The organism is Phreatobacter aquaticus (assembly GCF_005160265.1).
Taxonomy (GTDB): Bacteria; Pseudomonadota; Alphaproteobacteria; order Rhizobiales; family Phreatobacteraceae; genus Phreatobacter; species Phreatobacter aquaticus.
This window is the reverse complement of sequence record NZ_CP039865.1, coordinates 1,741,834-1,759,706: the sequence shown is the minus strand read 5'-3', so window position 1 is coordinate 1,759,706 and position 17,873 is coordinate 1,741,834. Positions and strand designations below refer to the sequence as shown.

At 65.3% G+C, this 17,873-nt stretch carries 18 protein-coding genes; 9 read left to right on the top strand and 9 right to left on the bottom strand.

The window, feature by feature from the left end; all coding sequences use genetic code 11:
* Positions 1-276: 276 nt before the first annotated feature.
* From E8L99_RS08200 to E8L99_RS08175, 6 genes are all read right to left on the bottom strand, one after another.
* Positions 277-2,484: a 3-hydroxyacyl-CoA dehydrogenase NAD-binding domain-containing protein gene (locus E8L99_RS08200; RefSeq protein WP_137099078.1), complete on the bottom strand. Its 2,208-nt coding sequence runs from the start codon at positions 2,482-2,484 to the stop codon at positions 277-279.
* 14 nt (positions 2,485-2,498) lie between these two features.
* On the bottom strand, positions 2,499-3,710 hold the full coding sequence (locus E8L99_RS08195) for an acetyl-CoA C-acetyltransferase (protein WP_137099077.1): 1,212 nt from the start codon (positions 3,708-3,710) through the stop codon (positions 2,499-2,501).
* Between the two features lie 40 nt (positions 3,711-3,750).
* A complete protein-coding gene (locus E8L99_RS08190; protein WP_137099076.1) occupies positions 3,751-4,908 on the bottom strand; it encodes an acyl-CoA dehydrogenase family protein in 1,158 nt (385 codons plus the stop codon).
* A 106-nt stretch (positions 4,909-5,014) separates the two neighbouring features.
* Positions 5,015-6,802, bottom strand: a complete 1,788-nt coding sequence (locus E8L99_RS08185; RefSeq protein ID WP_137099075.1) for an acyl-CoA dehydrogenase C-terminal domain-containing protein — start codon at positions 6,800-6,802, stop codon at positions 5,015-5,017.
* Positions 6,803-6,849: 47 nt separating this feature from the next.
* Positions 6,850-7,338, bottom strand: coding sequence for a MerR family transcriptional regulator (locus tag E8L99_RS08180; RefSeq protein WP_137099074.1), 489 nt, complete (start codon positions 7,336-7,338; stop codon positions 6,850-6,852).
* A 106-nt stretch (positions 7,339-7,444) separates the two neighbouring features.
* Entirely contained in the window at positions 7,445-8,179 is a 735-nt protein-coding gene (locus E8L99_RS08175; RefSeq protein WP_137099073.1) for a TVP38/TMEM64 family protein, read from the bottom strand.
* Positions 8,180-8,432: 253 nt separating this feature from the next.
* Between E8L99_RS08175 and E8L99_RS08170 the strand changes: the two genes are divergently transcribed.
* From E8L99_RS08170 to E8L99_RS08130, 9 genes are all read left to right on the top strand, one after another.
* Positions 8,433-8,981, top strand: a complete 549-nt coding sequence (locus E8L99_RS08170; protein WP_137099072.1) for a sigma-70 family RNA polymerase sigma factor — start codon at positions 8,433-8,435, stop codon at positions 8,979-8,981.
* A 3-nt stretch (positions 8,982-8,984) separates the two neighbouring features.
* Positions 8,985-9,617, top strand: coding sequence for an NrsF family protein (locus E8L99_RS08165; protein WP_137099071.1), 633 nt, complete (start codon positions 8,985-8,987; stop codon positions 9,615-9,617).
* 103 nt (positions 9,618-9,720) lie between these two features.
* The gene (locus tag E8L99_RS08160; protein ID WP_252511296.1) at positions 9,721-10,443 is read left to right on the top strand and encodes a TetR/AcrR family transcriptional regulator; all 723 of its coding nucleotides are present in this window, start codon (positions 9,721-9,723) and stop codon (positions 10,441-10,443) included.
* Positions 10,444-10,512: 69 nt separating this feature from the next.
* A complete protein-coding gene (locus E8L99_RS08155) occupies positions 10,513-11,463 on the top strand; it encodes an ABC transporter substrate-binding protein (RefSeq protein ID WP_137099070.1) in 951 nt (316 codons plus the stop codon).
* Between the two features lie 5 nt (positions 11,464-11,468).
* Entirely contained in the window at positions 11,469-12,245 is a 777-nt protein-coding gene (locus tag E8L99_RS08150) for an ABC transporter ATP-binding protein (protein WP_137099069.1), read from the top strand.
* The gene (locus tag E8L99_RS08145; protein WP_137099068.1) at positions 12,245-13,006 is read left to right on the top strand and encodes an ABC transporter permease; all 762 of its coding nucleotides are present in this window, start codon (positions 12,245-12,247) and stop codon (positions 13,004-13,006) included. The genes E8L99_RS08150 and E8L99_RS08145 overlap by 1 nt, the downstream gene beginning before the upstream one ends.
* Positions 13,003-13,767 carry an ABC transporter permease gene (locus E8L99_RS08140; protein WP_137099067.1) on the top strand — a complete coding sequence of 255 codons (765 nt, stop codon included), beginning with the start codon at positions 13,003-13,005 and terminating at the stop codon, positions 13,765-13,767. Before E8L99_RS08145 ends, E8L99_RS08140 begins: the two co-directional genes overlap by 4 nt.
* Positions 13,768-13,780: 13 nt before the next feature.
* Positions 13,781-14,557 carry a cyclase family protein gene (locus E8L99_RS23740; protein WP_168201605.1) on the top strand — a complete coding sequence of 259 codons (777 nt, stop codon included), beginning with the start codon at positions 13,781-13,783 and terminating at the stop codon, positions 14,555-14,557.
* Positions 14,558-14,632: 75 nt separating this feature from the next.
* Positions 14,633-15,655 carry an SMP-30/gluconolactonase/LRE family protein gene (locus tag E8L99_RS08130; RefSeq protein ID WP_137099066.1) on the top strand — a complete coding sequence of 341 codons (1,023 nt, stop codon included), beginning with the start codon at positions 14,633-14,635 and terminating at the stop codon, positions 15,653-15,655.
* On the opposite strand, the gene E8L99_RS08125 is transcribed toward E8L99_RS08130, so the two are convergent.
* The 3 genes from E8L99_RS08125 to E8L99_RS08115 all read right to left on the bottom strand — a co-directional run bounded on the left by E8L99_RS08125 (position 15,652) and on the right by E8L99_RS08115 (position 17,809).
* The gene (locus E8L99_RS08125) at positions 15,652-16,371 is read right to left on the bottom strand and encodes a cytochrome c biogenesis CcdA family protein (protein ID WP_137099065.1); all 720 of its coding nucleotides are present in this window, start codon (positions 16,369-16,371) and stop codon (positions 15,652-15,654) included. The genes E8L99_RS08130 and E8L99_RS08125 overlap by 4 nt on opposite strands.
* A gap of 12 nt (positions 16,372-16,383) precedes the next feature.
* On the bottom strand, positions 16,384-16,776 hold the full coding sequence (locus E8L99_RS08120) for a thioredoxin family protein (RefSeq protein WP_137099064.1): 393 nt from the start codon (positions 16,774-16,776) through the stop codon (positions 16,384-16,386).
* A gap of 181 nt (positions 16,777-16,957) precedes the next feature.
* Positions 16,958-17,809, bottom strand: coding sequence for a hypothetical protein (locus E8L99_RS08115; RefSeq protein ID WP_137099063.1), 852 nt, complete (start codon positions 17,807-17,809; stop codon positions 16,958-16,960).
* Positions 17,810-17,873: the final 64 nt, after the last annotated feature.

Sequence of the window (17,873 nt, the reverse complement as noted above, 5' to 3'; positions counted from 1 at the left end):
ACACCGAGGCGTGAAAACCGCAAATCGTTGGCTCAACTGGGGAATTTTGATCCGAAGACTGGGAGCTCGCACCCCCCGTCTCCGAAGTCGGCTGTCCGGTAGCACAGGGATTTCGCTCGTGCAACGCCATCGGACGCATGAGGGACTGCGCCAAAGGTCGCGGATAGTGGATATCCGCCGGATTTCACTGTCATTCCGGGCCCGGTTCGGGCCCCAGACATGGAAACGGGCGACCAGTCTGGCCGCCCGATCCTTTTGGCCAAAGCCGGCTCACCGTCAGGCGGCGGCTTTCGTCTTGTTCATCCGGCCATAGAAGGTCTCACCAGCTGCGGCCATGTCGCGCAGCAGCTTGTTCGGCGCGAAGCGATCGCCGAATTTTGCGGCCAGCGCATCGCACTTGGCGACGAAGGCCTTGGTGCCGGTCATGTCGATATAGGACAGGGTGCCTCCCGACCATGGCGCGAAGCCGAAGCCAAGGATGGAACCGACATCCGCCTCGCGGGGATCGGTGACCACACCCTCCTCGACACAGCGGGCTGCTTCCAGCGCCGTCGTCACCAGGAGCCGGTCGATGATCTCCTGGCGGTTGATCTCGTCGGGATCCTGCTGGCTGCCGACGAAGGCCTTCAGCCCCGGCCAGATCGTCTTCTTGGCGTTGTCGGGATAGTCATAGAAGCCCTTCTTGGCCTTCTTGCCGATCCGGCCTTCCTGCTCGACCAGGAAGGTCAGCAGCTTTTCCTGCTGCGGATCGACCGCCTGCGTGCCGACCTGCAGCTTGGTCGCCTTCAGGATCTTCAGGCCGAGATCGATGGCGACCTCGTCGTTGAGCGTGAGGGGACCGACCGGCATACCCGCCTGCTTGGCGAGATTGTCGATCATGACGGGGGGCACGCCCTCCATCACCATCAGGTGGGCTTCCTTGATGTAGTTGCCGACGCAGCGATTGACGTAGAAGCCGCGGGTGTCGTTGACCACAATCGGCGTCTTCTTGATCGCCTTGATGTAGTCCAGCGCCACCGCCAGCGCCTTGTCGCCGGTCTTCTCGGCCATGATCGTCTCGACCAGCATCATCCGGTCGACGGGCGAGAAGAAGTGGATGCCGATGAACTGGTCCGGGCGGACCGAGTTCTGGGCGAGGCCGGTGATCGGCAGGGTCGAGGTGTTGGAGGCAAAGACCACCTCCGGGCGGATGGCAGCTTCGGCCCGCTTGATCACGTCGGCCTTGACGGCGGGATCCTCGAAGACGGCCTCGATGACGAGGTCGACATTGGCGAGCGCCGCATAGTCAGGCGTTGCCGTGATCTTGCCGAGCAAGGCATCGCGCTGGGCGGAGGTCGCCCGGCCCTTGTTGACCTGGTCGGTCATCAGCTTCTGCGAGTGCGCCTTGCCCTTGTCGGCGGCTTCCTGGTCGCGATCGATCAGCACGACGTCGAAACCGGCCTGAGCCGAGACATAGGCAATGCCCGCGCCCATGAAGCCAGCGCCGAGGACGCCGATCGTCTTGAGCTGGGAGGCCGGTACGCCAGCCGGGCGGCGGAGGCCCTTGCCGAGAGCCCCCATCGAGACGAACAGGGAGCGAATCATCGCCTGGGCCTGAGGTGAGCGCAGGACATTGGCGAAATAGCGCGATTCGATGCGCAGAGCCGTGTCCATGGGGACCTGAAGGCCCTCATAGACGCATTTCAGGATGGCGCGGGCGCCGGGGAAATTGTCGTAGGTCTCGCGGCGGTAGATGGCGTTGGCGGCGGGCCAGACCATCATGCCGGCGGCTGAATAGATCGGGCCGGACGGCAGGCGGAACTTGTCCTTGTCCCAGGCCTTCTTCGGGTCGACGCCCGCCTTGAGCCTGGCCTTGGCGGCCTCGATCAGGGTGGCAGCCGGCACGATGTCGTCGATCAGGCCCATGGCCTTGGCGCGATCGGCCTTCAACTGGTCGCCCTTGAGCAGCATCTGCAGGGCGTCCTGGGTGTTGACCATGCGCGGCACGCGCTGGGTGCCGCCGGCGCCGGGGAACAGGCCGACCTTCACTTCCGGCAGGCCGACGCGCAGCTTCGGATTGTCGGAAGCGATGCGGGCGTGGCAGCCGAGCGTGATCTCGAAAGCGCCGCCGAGGCACATGCCGTTGATGGCGGCGACGAAGGGCTTGCCGCAGGTCTCGAGCTTGCGGATCACCAGAGAGAACTGGCGGCTCTGCTCGAAGAAATCGACCATGGCGGCTTCCGGACCCTTGGCCTTGGCGGAGGCCGCCAGGGTCTTGCCCATCTGGTCGAGCATGGTGAGATCGGCGCCGCCGGAGAACGTCTCCTTGCCGGAGGTGATCACCACGCCCTTGACGGCGGGATCGGCGACAGCGGCATCGATCGCCGCATTCAGGTCCTCGCCAACGGACACGTCGATGACATTCATCGACTTGTCCTTCATGTCCCAGGTCAGGAGCGCGATGCCGTCGGAATCAACCGACCAGGTAAAGTTCTTGAGGTTCATGGCTTCGATCTCCCTCAGACGCGCTCGATGATGGTGGCAGTGCCCATGCCGGCGCCGATGCACAGCGTCACGAGGGCGGTCGACTTGCCGGTGCGCTCGAGTTCGTCGAGCACGGTGCCGAGGATCATGGCGCCGGTGGCGCCCAGCGGATGGCCGAGCGCGATGGCGCCGCCGCAGACATTGATCTTGTCGTGGGGGATGTCGAAGGCCTGCATGTAACGCAGCACGACGGAGGCGAAGGCCTCGTTGAGCTCGAACAGGTCGATGTCGCCGATCGTCATGCCGGCCTTCTTGAGGAGCTTCCGGGTCACGTCGACCGGACCGGTCAGCATGAGCGCCGGCTCCGAGCCGATATTGGCGAAGGCGCGGATGCGGGCGCGCGGCTTGAGGCCCGCAGCCTTGCCGGCCTCTGCATTGCCAAGCAGGACGGCGGCGGCGCCGTCGACGATGCCCGAGGAATTGCCGGCATGATGGACGTGGTTGACGCCCTCGATCTCCGGGTGGGCCTGGATCGCAACCGCGTCAAAACCGCCATGCTCGCCCATCATCACGAAGGACGGGTTGAGGCCGCCGAGCGACTGCATGGTCGTCGACGGGCGCATGTGCTCGTCGCGATCGAGGATGGTGATGCCGTTGATGTCCTTGACCGGCACGACCGAGTTCTTGAACCGGCCTTCTTCCCAGGAGCGCGCCGAGCGCTTCTGGCTTTCCACCGCATAGGCGTCGACGTCGGTGCGCGAGAAGCCGTATTTGGTGGCGATCAGATCGGCCGAGATGCCCTGCGGCATGAAATAGGTCTTCACGGCAATGGACGGATCGACTGGCCAGGCACCGCCGGCAGCCCCCATCCCGACGCGCGACATGCTCTCGACGCCGCCGGCGACCGTCATGTCGTGCTGGCCGGCCATGACCTGGGCAGCGGCAAAGTTCACAGCATCGAGGCCGGAGGCGCAGAAGCGGTTGATCTGGATGCCCGGGACGCTGTCGCCATAGTCGGCGGCGAGCGCGGCCGCGCGCGCAATGTCGCCACCGGCCTCGCCGACCGGGTCGACGCAGCCGAGGATGACGTCGTCGACGAGGCGCGCCGTGTCGAGCCCGTTGCGGGCCTTGATGGCGCGCAAGGTGGTGGCGGCAAGCTCCAGCGCAGTCACCTCGTGCAGCGAACCGTCGGACTTGCCCTTGCCGCGCGGCGTGCGGACATGGTCGTAGACGAAGACATCGGTCATGGCGGGTTCCTTCCCGTTCGGATCGCTTGAGACGCAGCGCTTACAGCGTGCGCGAAATGAGCAGTTTCATGATCTCGTTGGTGCCGCCGTAGATGCGCTGGATGCGCGCGTCGCGGTACATGCGCGAGATCGGATATTCGTCCATGAAGCCGTAGCCACCGAAGAGCTGGAGGCAGCGGTCGACAATGGTGTTCTGCAGGTCGGACAGCTTGTACTTCGCCATCGAGGCCATAGCGGTGTCGCACTTGCCCTCGATGTGCAGGCCGACGCAGTACTCGTAGAAGACCTTGGCCATGGTCGCTTGGGTCTTCATGTCGGCCAGTTCGAACTGCGTGTTCTGGAAGTCGAGGATGCGCTTGCCGAAGGCCTTGCGCTCCTTGACGTAGTCGATGGTGAGCCCCAGCGCCCGCTCGATCATGCCGACGGCACCGCCTGCAATGGTCAGCCGCTCCTGCGGTAGCGCCTGCATCATCTGGTAGAAGCCCTGGTTGGGCTCGGAGCCGAGCAGCGCCTCGGCCGGCAGCTTCATGTCGTCGAAGAACAGTTCGGACGTATCGGCCCAGTCGAGGCCGAGCTTCTTCAGCTTGCGGCCGCGCCGGAAGCCAGGCGCGTTCTCGGTCTCGACCACGAAGAGCGAGACGCCCTTGGCGCCCTGGCTCGGATCGGTCTTGGCGGCCACCACGATCATGTTGGCGTGCTGGCCATTGGTGATGAAGGTCTTGGAGCCGTTGAGCACCCAGCCATTGCCGGAGCGCTCGGCCTTGGTGCGGATGCCCTGGACGTCGGAGCCGGCGCCGGGCTCGGTCATGGCGAGAGCTGCGATCAGCTCGCCGGTGGCCATCTTGGTCAGCCAGTGCTTCTTCTGCTCGTCGGTGCCGTAATGCTGGACATAGGGCGCGACGATCGGGCCATGGATCGCCCAGCCCCATGAGTCGGCGCCGGCAAGGGCGATCTCGTGGGCGATGATCGCCTCATGGCTGTAATTGCCGCCCGAACCGCCATATTCCTCCGGGATGGAAGCCGAAAGCAGGCCGGCGTCACCTGCCTTGGTCCAGGCATCGCGATCCATCACGCCGGCCTCGGTCCAGCGGTCGATGTGCGGCACGAATTCCTTGGCCAGGAACGCCTTGGCGCTGTCGGCCAGCATGTCATGCTCTTCGGTGTGCCAGGCCGGCTTCGGCAGGTTCAGGACGCTCATGACATCTCTCCCGGATTTCTTGATTGAGGGCCGGGGCTGGTCCGGCGTGCTGTTACACCACCGAACGAGGCCCCGGCTCCATCTGTCATAGGGCTGAGCCGGCGGCTCAGAAGGCCTCTGCCGGCAGCGCCATCATGGAATCGGCTCCCGCCGTGACCCGGGCGAGATAGACCGAGCTCTCCGGCATCAGCTGCTCGAAGAAGAAGCGGGCGGTGGCGAGCTTGGCGGTCATCCGCTCGTCGGCACCCTCGGCCAGCTTGTCCTGGGCGGCCTTGGCCATGCGGCCCCACATGAAGCCCATGGCGACGAGGCCGAAGAGGTGCATGTAGGGGGTGGAACCGGCGCCGGCATTGTCGGGCTTGGCAAGCGCGTTCTGCATGAACCACATGGTGGCGGCCTGCAGGTCCTTCAGGCCCTTGGACAGCGAGCCGACGAAGGGTGCGAGCGCGGCATCGTCCTTGCTCTGGGCGCAGAACGTGCCGACCTCGTTGAAGAAGGCCATGACGGCGCGGCCGCCATGGGCGCCGAGCTTGCGGCCGACGAGATCGAGCGCCTGGATGCCGTTGGCACCCTCGTAGATCATGGTGATGCGGGCATCCCTCACGAACTGGCTCATGCCCCATTCGCTGATATAGCCGTGACCGCCATACATCTGCTGGGCCTTGACCGCATTGTCGAAGCCGAGATCGGTCAGAACGCCCTTCACGATGGGCGTCATCAGGCCCATGTGGTCCTCCGCCTTCTGACGCTCGGCCGCATCCTCGGAGCGGTGCGAGACGTCGGCCTGCAGCGCGGTCCACAGCACCAGCGCACGGCCGGCCTCGTTGATCGCGCGGATCGACATCAGGGTGCGGCGCACGTCCGGATGGACGATGATCGGATCGGCCTGCTTCTCGGGCGATTTCGGGCCGGACAGCGAGCGGCCCTGAATGCGGTCCTTCGCATAGGCCACCGCGTTCTGGTAGGCGACCTCGGACTGCGACAGCCCCTGGATGCCGACCGACATGCGCGCCTCGTTCATCATGACGAACATGGCGTTGAGGCCCTTGTTCTCCTGGCCGACCAGCCAGCCGGTCGCCTCGTCATAGTTCATGACACAGGTCGCGTTGCCATGGATGCCCATCTTCTCCTCGATCTTGCCGCAGGAGACAGGGTTGCGCTTGCCGGCCTCGCCATCGGCGCCGGGGATGAATTTCGGCACGACGAACAGCGAGATGCCCTTGGTGCCCTGCGGCGCGCCCTCGATGCGGGCGAGCACCAGGTGGATGATATTGTCCGACATGTCGTGCTCGCCAGCCGAGATGAAGATCTTCTGGCCGGAAATGCGATAGGAGCCGTCGCCGTTCGGAACGGCCTTGGTGCGCAGCATGCCGAGATCCGTGCCGCAATGCGGCTCGGTGAGGTTCATCGTGCCAGTCCACTGCCCGGTCGCCATCTTCGGCAGGTAGAGGCTCTTGATCTCGTCATTGGCATGGACGTGCAGCGCCGCCATCGCGCCCTGCGTCAGGCCGGGATACATGCCCCAGGCGAGATTGGCCGAGGACAGGAACTCGCCGACAATGGCGTTGACCGTCACCGGCAGGCCCTGGCCGCCATAGGCGGGATCAAAGGCCAGCGAGAGCCAGCCGCCCTCGCAATATTGCTTGTAGGCATCCTTGAAGCCGGGCGGGGTCGTGACCGAGCCGTCCTCGTTGCGCTTGCAGCCGATCTCGTCGCCGACGACGTTCAGCGGCTGGATGACCTCCTCGCAGAACTTGGCGCCTTCACTGACAACGGCTTCGACGAGGTCGCGCGGGGCATCCGAGAAGCCCGGCAGGTTGCCGTAGGACTCCATTTTCAGGACGTCGTAGAGGACGAACATCGTGTCTTCGACGGGGGCCTTGTAGACGGGCATGGCGCTTCTCCTCGCAGAGGCCGGCGGTTTCAGCCGGGAAAGGTTGATCAGTCTTGTCTGTCGGCGCCGGCGGGCGCCAGGCGCTGGTCGATGAAGGTCACGGCCCGTTCGAGCTCGGTGATGGCGCTGTCGATGTCGCGCTTCTGGGCATGCAGCCGCGACACCTGTTCGAGGAACTTGCCGCGCGCGACCTTCAGCTGTGTGACGCCGCCATCGCCAAGGTCGTAGAGATCCAGCATGGCCTTGACCTCTTCCAGCGAGAAGCCAACGCATTTGCCCATGAGGACCAGCCGGAGCCGGCCACGATCTCGGCGCGAATAGAGGCGGTCCTGGCCCTGGCGCTCCGGCGCGATCAAGCCCTTTTCCTCGTAGAAGCGCAGCGACCGGGCGGTCAGCCCGAAGGCGCGCGTCATCTCACGCATGGTGAGAATGTCCTTGGTGGCATGGGCGCCCTGACCGCCAACGCTGGCCACGAGATCGCTCAGCGACGGACCAGCGCCGCGCACCGCGATGTCGTTGCCTGCTGCCGTGGCCATGCGTCCTGCCTCCCAGCGGCGAGCTTCAGATCGCCTTGGCAGAAAGACTAGTCTACGTTTACGTAAACGTCAACATCGAGCCCCGACATATCGCCTGGCCGGGTTGTCAGGGGCGGGGCTGGGAACAGTTCCGGCGCGCCTCGAAATGTCGACGCAGGGGAATGCCGGCAAGCGACAGAAGCGCCAGACCGAGGAGACCGCCCCAAATTTCCGGTGTCAGGACCGATTTCACCGAGAAGGCCTCGCCGCTATCGAACACCCGCCCAAGGCCGGAGCCGGCCAGCGCGAAGACAAAGGTCGCGGGAATGATGCCGAACACGGTCGTGAGCGCAAAAACCTTCAGCCGCACACCGACAAAGGCGGGGACGAGATTGACCAGGAAGAACGGGAACAGCGGCACGAGCCGCAAGACCAGCAGGTAGGACCAGGCATTGGCCCGAATGTTCGCCGCCAGGCTCGCAGCTTTCGGCCCGAGCCGCCCGACGGCGTCGTCGCCGAACAGGCGACGAGCGAACAGGAAGACCAGAACGGCCCCCGTACTTGCGGCCAGGACTGCGAGGCAGCCCCCGAGGACCGGACCGAACAGGAATCCACCGATCAGCGTCAGTCCAGCCCCGCCCGGCAGTGAAAGGGCGGCAACGGCGATGTAGATGCCGAGATAGCAGACGGCAGCCAGCACGCGATGAGCCTCAACCCAGGCGCCGAGATCGGCGCGATGGGTCCGTAGCATCTCCATCGTGAGCGCCTTGCCGAGGCCGGAAAACTGCAGAGCCAGCAGCACCAAGGCGATGGCGCCGATCACGAGGACGCGGCGGTCCTTCAGGAAGCGGAGGGAATTCATGAGATGGAGAACGCGGACGTGCGAGGCATGACGGTCAGGGACGCTCTTTTTTTGCGCCTGCGGACGCGCGCAGCATCATGACCGGCAGTGGCGGCTGCGCAAAGCCCCGACACCTTCGCAAATGCAGCGTCCGGTGCTAGCTCTGGTCACAACGGCGTGTGCGCGACCGCTCTGCCCGTAGATTGTGACAGTTTTTCCAGCATGGCCTGTAACGAACCCGACGAAGGCAGCGAAACCCGATGACTGGTCCGACGTGAGAGACCGCAACGACGACTGGAGTGCATGGCTGCGCGCGGGCATTGCTGGCGACGAAGCCGCCTATGGGCGGTTCCTTCGCGAGGTGACCCCCCACCTGCGTGCCATAGCGCGTTCCGGGCTATCGCGTGCAGGCCGGTCAGGTGCTGAAGCGGAGGATATCGTGCAGGACGCGCTGATCGCGATCCATACCAAGCGGACGAGCTGGATCCCAACGGAGCCGGTCGTTCCCTGGTTGCGCGCCATTCTCAAGCACAAGCTGATCGACAGCCTGCGCAAGCGCGGCTCGCACGGTCATATCGATATCGACGAATTCGCGGAGGCGATCCCCGCCCCGTCCAACGAGCCCGAGATCGCGACTCGCGATGTGATGAAACTGGCGGCTAACCTGCCAAGCGGCCAGAAGGCCGTGATCGAGGCCATGTTCGTCGACGGCCATAACACGGCCGAAACGGCGGCCGCCCTGTCGATGAGCGAAGGCGCCGTGCGCGTCGCCTTGCACCGAGCCCTTGGCGGCCTTGCCAAGATGCTACGGGGGAGTGTCTGAGCCATGAAGACCGATGACCTGATCGCCGCCCTGTCGCGCGATGCCACCCTGACGGAAGCGCCTGTCGGGAAGCGCCTGACCCTCGCGCTCGCCATGTCCGCAGCTGTGGCCTTCGCGCTGCTCATGCTCGTGATCAAGCCGCGGCCTGATCTTCTGGTGGCTGCGACCACCATGCTGTTCGACCTCAAGATGCTGCTGATCGCGACCCTTGTGGTCGCGGCCATCGCGCTCTTGCATGCCGTCGCACGGCCTGAGGGGCACTTGCCGAAAGCCGTGCTGATCCTGCCTGTGGCGCTGCTGGTCTTCGGCATCGGCCATGAACTGGCAACTCAGGCCCCGGCGAATTACGGTTCGCGCCTGGTTGGACGAAACTGGGCATTCTGCCTGGTGTCCATTCCGCTCATGGCAGCCGGACCGCTAGCGCTGATCATGACCGCCATGCGGGCCTCGGCTCCGTCGCAGACCGCACTGGCCGGCGCGATTGCCGGTTTCGCGGCAGGTGTCGTGGCAGGCTTCTTCTACGGCATCCACTGCATCGACGATTCACTGCTGTTCGTGGTCACCTGGTACACGATCGCCATCGGCCTGATGACGCTTCTGGGTGCAGCCATCGGCCGCCGCGTCCTGGCCTGGTAGCGCACGCGGCTCGGCGTTCCCGCTTCCGAACCTCCCCTGATCGGCAGAGGCCGCAGACGCCCTGTGCGGCGCCTTGGGTCTTGAACACCGGCCGGCCACATGCTTGACTGATCGAACAGTCAGGACAAGGCCGACCCATCCCGTGGTGACCTCACTCGCCAAGATCCGCGCCAAGGCGACGTCGAAGGAAGAGATCCTCGACGCCGCAGAGGAGCTGTTCGCGGTGCGCGGTTTCGACGGCACCAGCATGCGCGAGATCGCCCTGGAAGCTGGCGTCGCCCAGGCCCTGCTCCACTATCATTTCAAGACCAAGGAAGGCCTGTTCGAGGCGATGTTCACCCGTCGCTCGAGCGCCATCAACCGCATCCGCCTGGCGCGCCTCGATGCCATGCTCTCCCGTGGCGACATGACGCTTGAGGACATGGTGGATGCGCTGCTGCGCCCGACCGTCGAAGCCGGCCATGATGCGAGCCGCGGCGGGCGCTCGTTTGCGTCCCTTATCCTGTCGACCAGCTCGATGAGCCGCGACTGGGGCCGCGACCTGATCCAGGCGAGCTATGACCAGGTGGCGCGCCGCTTCATCGCAGCGCTGCAATTGGCGCTTCCGGGCCTGAGTGTCGCCGATGCGACCTGGGGCTATCTCTTCATCATCGGTGCCGGCCTGACACAGATGTCGCCGACCGGCCGCGCCGACCGCCTTTCCGACGGCCAGACCTCCGATCAGGACGTCGAAACCATCCTGTCGCGTGCCGTCGTCTTCTCCTCTGCCGGTCTTCGGGCCTTCGCCGATGGCCTTGTCGCCCGGCATGCCGCGGAGAGCCACTGACGCTTCAATCCATCTGCAACCGGGCAACCAAGACCCGGATCATCACGAGACACCAACGAGGACACGTCCATGATCAATCTGACACGCCGCCATTTCGCGGGCGGCCTTGCTGCCGGCTCGGCCATCGTCGCATCGCCGGCCTTCGCACAGGCGCCCACCAAGGTGACGCTCGGCTACACGGCCGTCGCCGACTTCACCTCCGCCTTCGTCGCTCAGGAGGAGGGCTATTTTCGCAAGCGGGGACTTGATGTCGGCTTCCAGCTGATCGCGCTCAATTCCAACATCCCGGCCGCCATGCAGGCCGACAGCGTGCAGATCGGCGGCCCGACCGCTTCCGTCATGCTGCAGGCCAATGATGGCGGTCTCGATCTCGTGGCCATCGCCGGCGCGTCGGTCACGGCGCGCGACGTCGCCAATTACGGCTTCGTGGAGCGTACCGGCGCCGGCATCACCGACGCCAAGTCGGCCGAAGGCAAGCGCATCGGCGTTCCCGGCCTCGGTGCCTTCCTGCACGTGCTGTTCCGCAAATGGATGGCCGAAAAGGGCGCCGACTGGAAGAAGGTCACCTTCGTGGAGACACCGTTCCCGCAGATGCCGGACATCCTGCGCGGCGGATCGGTCGATGGCCTGATCACGGGATCGCCGATCATGGAGCGGATCGTCCAGGGCAATATCGGCCGGGTCGTGTCCTATTTCCACACCGAGCTGCCGGCCGGCCTGCCCGCCGTCATCTACTCGACCACGCGCGCCTGGGCGACCAAGAACCCGGCGCTTCTCAAGGCCTTCCGCGAAGGCGTTGCCGAGGGCGTCGCCTTCGTCAACGACAAGGCCAATGACAGCCGCGTCCGCGCCATCATCGGCAAGTACATTCCGCTGCCGCCGGCGGTGATCGCCACCGCCATCATCACCCGGCAGAAGGCCGATATCACGGTGGAAGAGATCAATTACTGGATCACCATCATGAAGGAGCAGGACATGCTGCGCGGCCAGCCGGTTGCCGCCAACGTCGTCCTGCCGTGACCGCCATGCTCGCCCGGTCAGGTCCCGAAGCCGCCATTTCCTTTTCCGGAATCCGGGTCGATCTCGGCGGGCGGGCCATCCTTCAGGATGTCTCGCTCGACGTGAAGCCGGGCGAGTTCATCTGCGTCATGGGGCCATCCGGCTGCGGCAAGACAACGCTGCTCCGGGTGGTGGCCGGCCTCGTCCAGGCGAGCGCCGGCACGGTCTCGCTCGCCGGCAAACCGATCACCGGTCCGACGAGAGAGGTCTCCGTCGTGTTCCAGGACTACGGGCGTGCCCTGCTGCCCTGGCGGGATGCGAGCGGCAATGTCGCGTTGGCTCTGGAGGCCGCGGGAATGCCGCGCTCAGAGCAGAAGCCGGTGATCGAGCGGCTGCTCGAGAAGGTCGGATTGAAGGACCACGCGGCGAAATTCCCGTCGCAATTGTCGGGCGGCATGCAGCAACGCCTGCAGATTGCCCGCTGTCTGGCGCAGGACCCGAAGGTCCTGCTGATGGACGAGCCATTCGGCGCGCTTGACGCGATGACGCGCCAGCAATTGCAGGACGAGGTTCTGGCACTCGCCGCCGAGCGCAACACCACCGTGTTCTTCGTCACCCACGACCTGGAAGAAGCGCTCTATCTCGGCGACCGTGTGGTGGCGCTGCTGCCCAATCCCGGCCGCATCGCGCGCCTGGTCGATGTGCCGCTTGCCCATCCGCGCAACCAGCTGACGACCCGGGAACATCCGGATTTCCTCAGGCTGCGCCGCGAACTTTTTGACATGATGCAGGAGAGCCACTGATGCGGCTCGCCAAGGCGCTCGCACTCCCGACAGTCTTCGTGCTGGCCGCAGAACTCTGGTTCCGCGGACCGGGGTCGGATTCCGAGAGCCTCGCCGCCCCCTCCGCAGTCATGGTCGCGCTGGTTCAGGCACTCGGCGACGGGACGCTGGCGCTCGCCACCTGGCAGACGCTGTTTGCCGCGCTCTGCGGCATGGCGATAGGCGTGGGTCTCGGCCTCATTCTCGGCTTCATGATCGGTCTGTCGCGGACCGCGATTGCGCTCTCCATGCCAACGATCGAGCTGTTCCGACCGATCCCCTCGCCGGCTCTCATCCCGTTGGTCATGCTGATCTATGGATTCGGCTACCGGTTCGAGGTGGCGATCGTCGCCTTCGCCACGTTCTGGCCGAGCCTGATCCTGGCGCAAGCCGCCGCCGGTCAGGTCGAGCCCAGGCTGCTGGAGGTCTCGAAGGTGCTTGGGCTCTCGACCCGCCAGCGTCTGTGGAAGATCGTGCTGCCCGCCGCCATGCCCCGCATCTTCGTGGCACTCCGGCTCGCTGCAGGCATCGCGCTGGTGGTGGCGGTGACGGTGGAGATCGCCGCCAATCCGCAAGGGCTCGGCTATATGCTGATGATCGCCCAGCAGACACTGCGGCCGGAACTCATGTTGGCGGCGCTTCTCTGGGTCGGACTGATCGGCTGGGGCGTCAATGCCGGGCTCAATGCCTTGCAATCGCGGCTGTTCCGGCACCAGCGCGTGCTCGTGGAGGCTCGGCCATGAAGCGGCAGAACCCCCTCGTCCTGTTGGGCTCGATCGGCGTCGTCTTCGCCATCCTGTTCCTCTGGTGGCTCGCCGCCGTCACCGGCACGGTGTCGCGCGCCTTCGTTCCCAATCCCTTCGATGCCTGGGCAGCGCTGGTGCGCGGCTTCCAGCGCGGCGACCTTGCCGCGCAGACCATGGGCACCGTTGGACGCATGCTGCAGGGCTGGCTGCTCGCGGGCCTGATCGGTGTTGTGCTCGGGGCCGCCATCGGTCTGTCGAAGACGGCCCGCGACTATCTTCAGCCGACGCTGGAATTCCTGCGGCCGCTGCCGGCTTCCGCGATCATCCCGGTGGCGATCGCGCTGTTTGGCCTGTCGCCCGCCATGGCGCTGTCGGTCGTCGCCTTCGGGTCGCTCTGGCCGACGCTGCTCGGCACCATCCATGGCTTCGCCGAGGTCGAACCGCGGCTGAAGGAAGTGGCGCGCTGCCTGCAGATGCCCGGGCATGCCTTCGCCTGGAAGATCGGGCTGCCCAATGCCATGCCGGACATTCTCGCGGGCATGCGGCTGTCCATGACGGTGGCGCTGATCCTCGCGATCATCTGCGAGATGCTGGCGTCGCAATCGGGGCTTGGCACGGCGATCCTGCTCGCGGCCCGCTCATTCCAGTCGGCGGATCTGTTCGCCGGCATTGCCCTGCTCGGGCTGATCGGGCTCGTTTCCAATCTGGCGCTGCGAGCGGTCGAGATCCGCACGCTGCGCTGGCAATCACAACATTGAGGGAGTGACTTCCATGGCGCGTCGGATCGTCGACCTGTCCGTTTCGCTGCAAGCCGGCATTGCTTCCGACCCGCCGGGTTCAACCCCGTCGATCACCTATGTCGACCACAAGACCTCGGCGCCTCAGATCCTGAACTTCTTCCCGGGCCTGACCCAGGACGACCTGCCGGGTGGCGAGGGCTGGGCTGTCGAGCTTCTGCAGGTGTCCACCCACAACGGCACCCACCTCGATGCGCCCTACCATTTTCATTCGACCACCGATGGCGGCAAGCCGGCCTGGACCATCGACGAGATGCCGCTCGACTGGTGCCTGCAACGGGGCGTGAAACTCGACTTCCGCCACTTCCCCGATGGTTACGTCGCAACCGCCGCCGATGTGGAGGCGGAGCTGAAGCGCACCGGAGTAACGTTGCAGCCGCTTGATATCGTGGTGGTGAATACGTCCGCCGGCGCCCGCTACGGCCAGCCTGACTATGTCGGGCGCGGCTGCGGCATGGGCCGTGAGGCGACGCTCTACCTGACCGAGCGGGGCGTGCGCATCACGGGCACCGATGCCTGGAGCTGGGACGCGCCTTTCACGCTGACCGCGAAGAAATATGCCGAGACCCATGATGCGAGCCTGATCTGGGAAGGCCACCGCGCCGGCATGGTGCGCGCCTATGGCCATATCGAGAAGCTCGCCAATCTCGATCAGCTGCCGGCGACCGGTTTCACGATCTCCTGCTTCCCATTCAAGATCCACAAGGCCTCGGCGGGATTCTGCCGCGCTGTCGCGATCTTCGAGGACTGACGCCAACGATAAACGCCCGGGGGAGGCGCGGCCAACAGCGCCTCCTCGTCCCCAGGAAACGCTTAAAGAGAAATCATGCCCGCAAACCCCATCGATGGCTTCACGGTCGACCGGACCCAGATCGGCTATGTCGGCGAGGGCCTGCAGCGGCCCGAATGCATCCTGGCCGAACGCGACGGCTCGCTCTGGGCGGCGGATGCGCGGGGCGGGGTCGTTCATATCAAGCCCGACGGCTCGCAGCAGCTGATCACCCAGAGCCATCCCGGCGCCTTTGCCAGCGCAGCCGACGACGCGACCCGCTTCACCAAGGGGACCTTGCCGAACGGCCTCGCCTTCGACCGCTACGGCGACATCGTCATCTCCAATTTCGGCACCGACCGGCTGGAGATCATGGAGCGCGCGACCGGCCGTACCACCGTGCTCGCCGACACGCTGGACGGCCAGCCGATCGGCAAGGTCAATTTCGTCCTGCGTGACAGCAAGGATCGGCTCTGGCTGACCATCTCGACACGGATCGTCAACTGGATGGAGGCGGTGTCACCGCATATCCGCGACGGCTATATCGCGGTCTATGACCAGGGCAAGCTGCGGGTTGTGGCCGAGGGCCTCGCCTTCACCAACGAGATCCGCTTCGACGCCAAGGAAGAATGGCTCTACGCGGTCGAGACCTCGGGGCCAAAGATCACCCGCTTCCGCGCGGCGCCGGATGGCACGCTCAGCGACCGGCAGACCTTCGGACCGGAGAACCATGGAGCGCCGATCGACGGCATCGCCTTCGACGCTCACGGCAACCTCTGGGGCACCCATGTGATGATGGATCGCATCTTTGCGATCACGCCAGAGGGAGAGCTCCGGATCATCCTCGACGACCACGACCCCTGGTCCAGCCGGCAGTTGATGGACGCGTTCTGGAAGGGCAAGGCGACCGCCGACCTGATGCTCGCCTGCGGCGGGCGTATCGCGCCCTGGTTTGCCTCCGTCACCTTTGGCGGGCCCGACCTCAAGACCGTCTATATCGGCTCGCTGCGCGGCACCCGTATCCCCTTCTTCCGTTCGCCGGTCGCGGGACTGCCGATGGTGCATTGGAACGAGCGCTAGAAGCGCGTTGTCAGCGATATGAGTGCGTCTGGCGCGATGTTGGTGAGCCAGGTCTCGATGCGCTTGTCGAGGCCGCTGATGATCAGGACACCGACCAGAGCCAACACACCGCCAAGCGCAACCTTGGCGGTCTTGCCGACACTGAGCATGCGGTCGCGCAGGCGCAGCAGGCGCTCTCTCGACAGGAGCCCCAGAAGCGCCAGGGGCAATCCGGCACCGATGCCGAAGGCGAGCATCGTCAGCGCCACGGAGCCCAGCGCTTCCCCCCTCGCCGCAAGCAGGGACGCCGCACCAAGCGTCGGCCCGACACAGGGGCTCCAGACCGCTCCGAGGAGCAGGCCAACGGCGAACTGGCCGGAGAGGCCGTTGGTCGAGCGTCCGCCGAACCGCTGCTCCGTCCAATTGGACAGCGGGCCGGCAGCGGTAGCAAAGCGGATCTGAGCGGCGGGGATCATCAGGGTGACACCCACGCCGATCAGCAGCACCGCCGCAACATACCGGAAGAAACCTGCATCGAGGCCGATCGCGAACCCAAAGACGGCCACGAACAATCCAATGACGGTGAACGACAAGGCGAGACCACCGGCCAGGGCAATCGGCCCCAGCCTATGCTCCGAGACCGCCGCTCCCAGCACGACGGGAAGCAGAGGCAGGACGCAAGGCGAGAGGATGGACAGAACACCTGCGAGAAATGCCAGGCCGATGGTTGCGATCATGGCTTTGCGGCCTCAGAGAGTCTTGGCCAGCAGTGCCTCGATGGATGCACGGTTCGTGTCACCCGACGACCGGCCGACCTCGCGGTCGCCCTTGAAGACGATCAGCGTGCTCTGCATCTGCACGTTGAGCGAGCGGAGCACGTCCTTCTGGCTATCGAAATCGACCGTCAGGACACGCATGGCCGCAAAGCGCGGCTGGGCCGTCAGTTCGGAGAGAATGGGCTTCTGTGCCCGGCAGGTCGGGCACCACGGCGCCGTGACCTCGATCAGGATCGGCTGGCCGCTGGCCTTCGCCGCCTGGAATGCCGAGGGGGTAAAGGCAATGGGGCCGGCAGCCCAGGCCGCCGCATAGGCTGCAGAGCAGGTCACGGCAGTGAGGGCGATGAAGGTTCTGCGGTGGATCATGGGAAAGCGCTCCAGGAAGGACCAAGCGACCGGCCATTGAAACGGCGCCGCCAGCTCTCCTTTCTTCGAAACGATCCGGTCCGTTACACGATCACCGCGACGTGATCGCAACCGGGCAAGTCCCCCGCGCGGCAAGCCCTCCATTCTGGACCAGGCGCGGCCTGGCAAGGCAATCAGAGCGTCACGTGCCCTGCGCATATCCCTGCTGCCGCGCATCTTCCTCTGCCAGCAGGCTGTCGCGCCAGGCGAGGATGCGCGCCTGCTCATCAGCCTTCAGATTGAGGAAGGTGAGCCCCGAATCGAGCATCAGAACCGGACCGCCATCGGGCCTTGAGGCCGCAAGCGCCCGGCGCCCCGCGCGATCCAGCATGAAGGGCCAGGTGTTCACTGGCGTGAACAGCGTCAATTGCTGGCCCATCGCAGGCCCCGCCGAAACCGGCGCATAGGTCCACAGCCAGGACTTCTCATCCGGAAGCGCGCGGTCCAGCACGTCGACAATCTGCAGGGTCAGCACCTTGCCGGAGAGTTCGCGGAACGGCTTGTTGACGTCGCCGATCCCTTTGCGGGTTGCCTGCCTAAGGGACGCCAGTGCGCCGGCACCGAACAGGAGCACGAACAGCGCGGCCGTGATGACGCGATTCCAGAAATGGTCGAGCGCGAGGTCGCTGGTGACCATGGTCGGATCACCCTTCTTCTGCATCAGCGCGATCGAATAGGAGCCGAGATGCAGGTCGAAGAAGCCGAAACTGTTTTCCTCGCGGATCGGTCCTGTCGGACCACGGCGCTCGATCGTGACATCGCAGAAGTGGATGATCAGCTTGCTCTTGCATCGGCCCGACACGAAGCGGGCAGCTGTTGCCGGCTCAGCATTCCCGAGGATCTGAGCGTCCCGGACAAGGCCAGGGCCCATGAGAAAGCCGATACCTGTGACGAAGGCAACGCCGACGAGGAACAGGAGCAGTGCGCCGATGCGGCTTGGCGGCTTCGGCAGCGTCACTTTCAAGGGGCGGGTGGGAAAAAGCGGCTGTTGCACGGCGGGTTCCAGCGATCAGGCGAAGCAGAGACCCAAGGACTATGGGCGATTTGTTTCAGCTTGG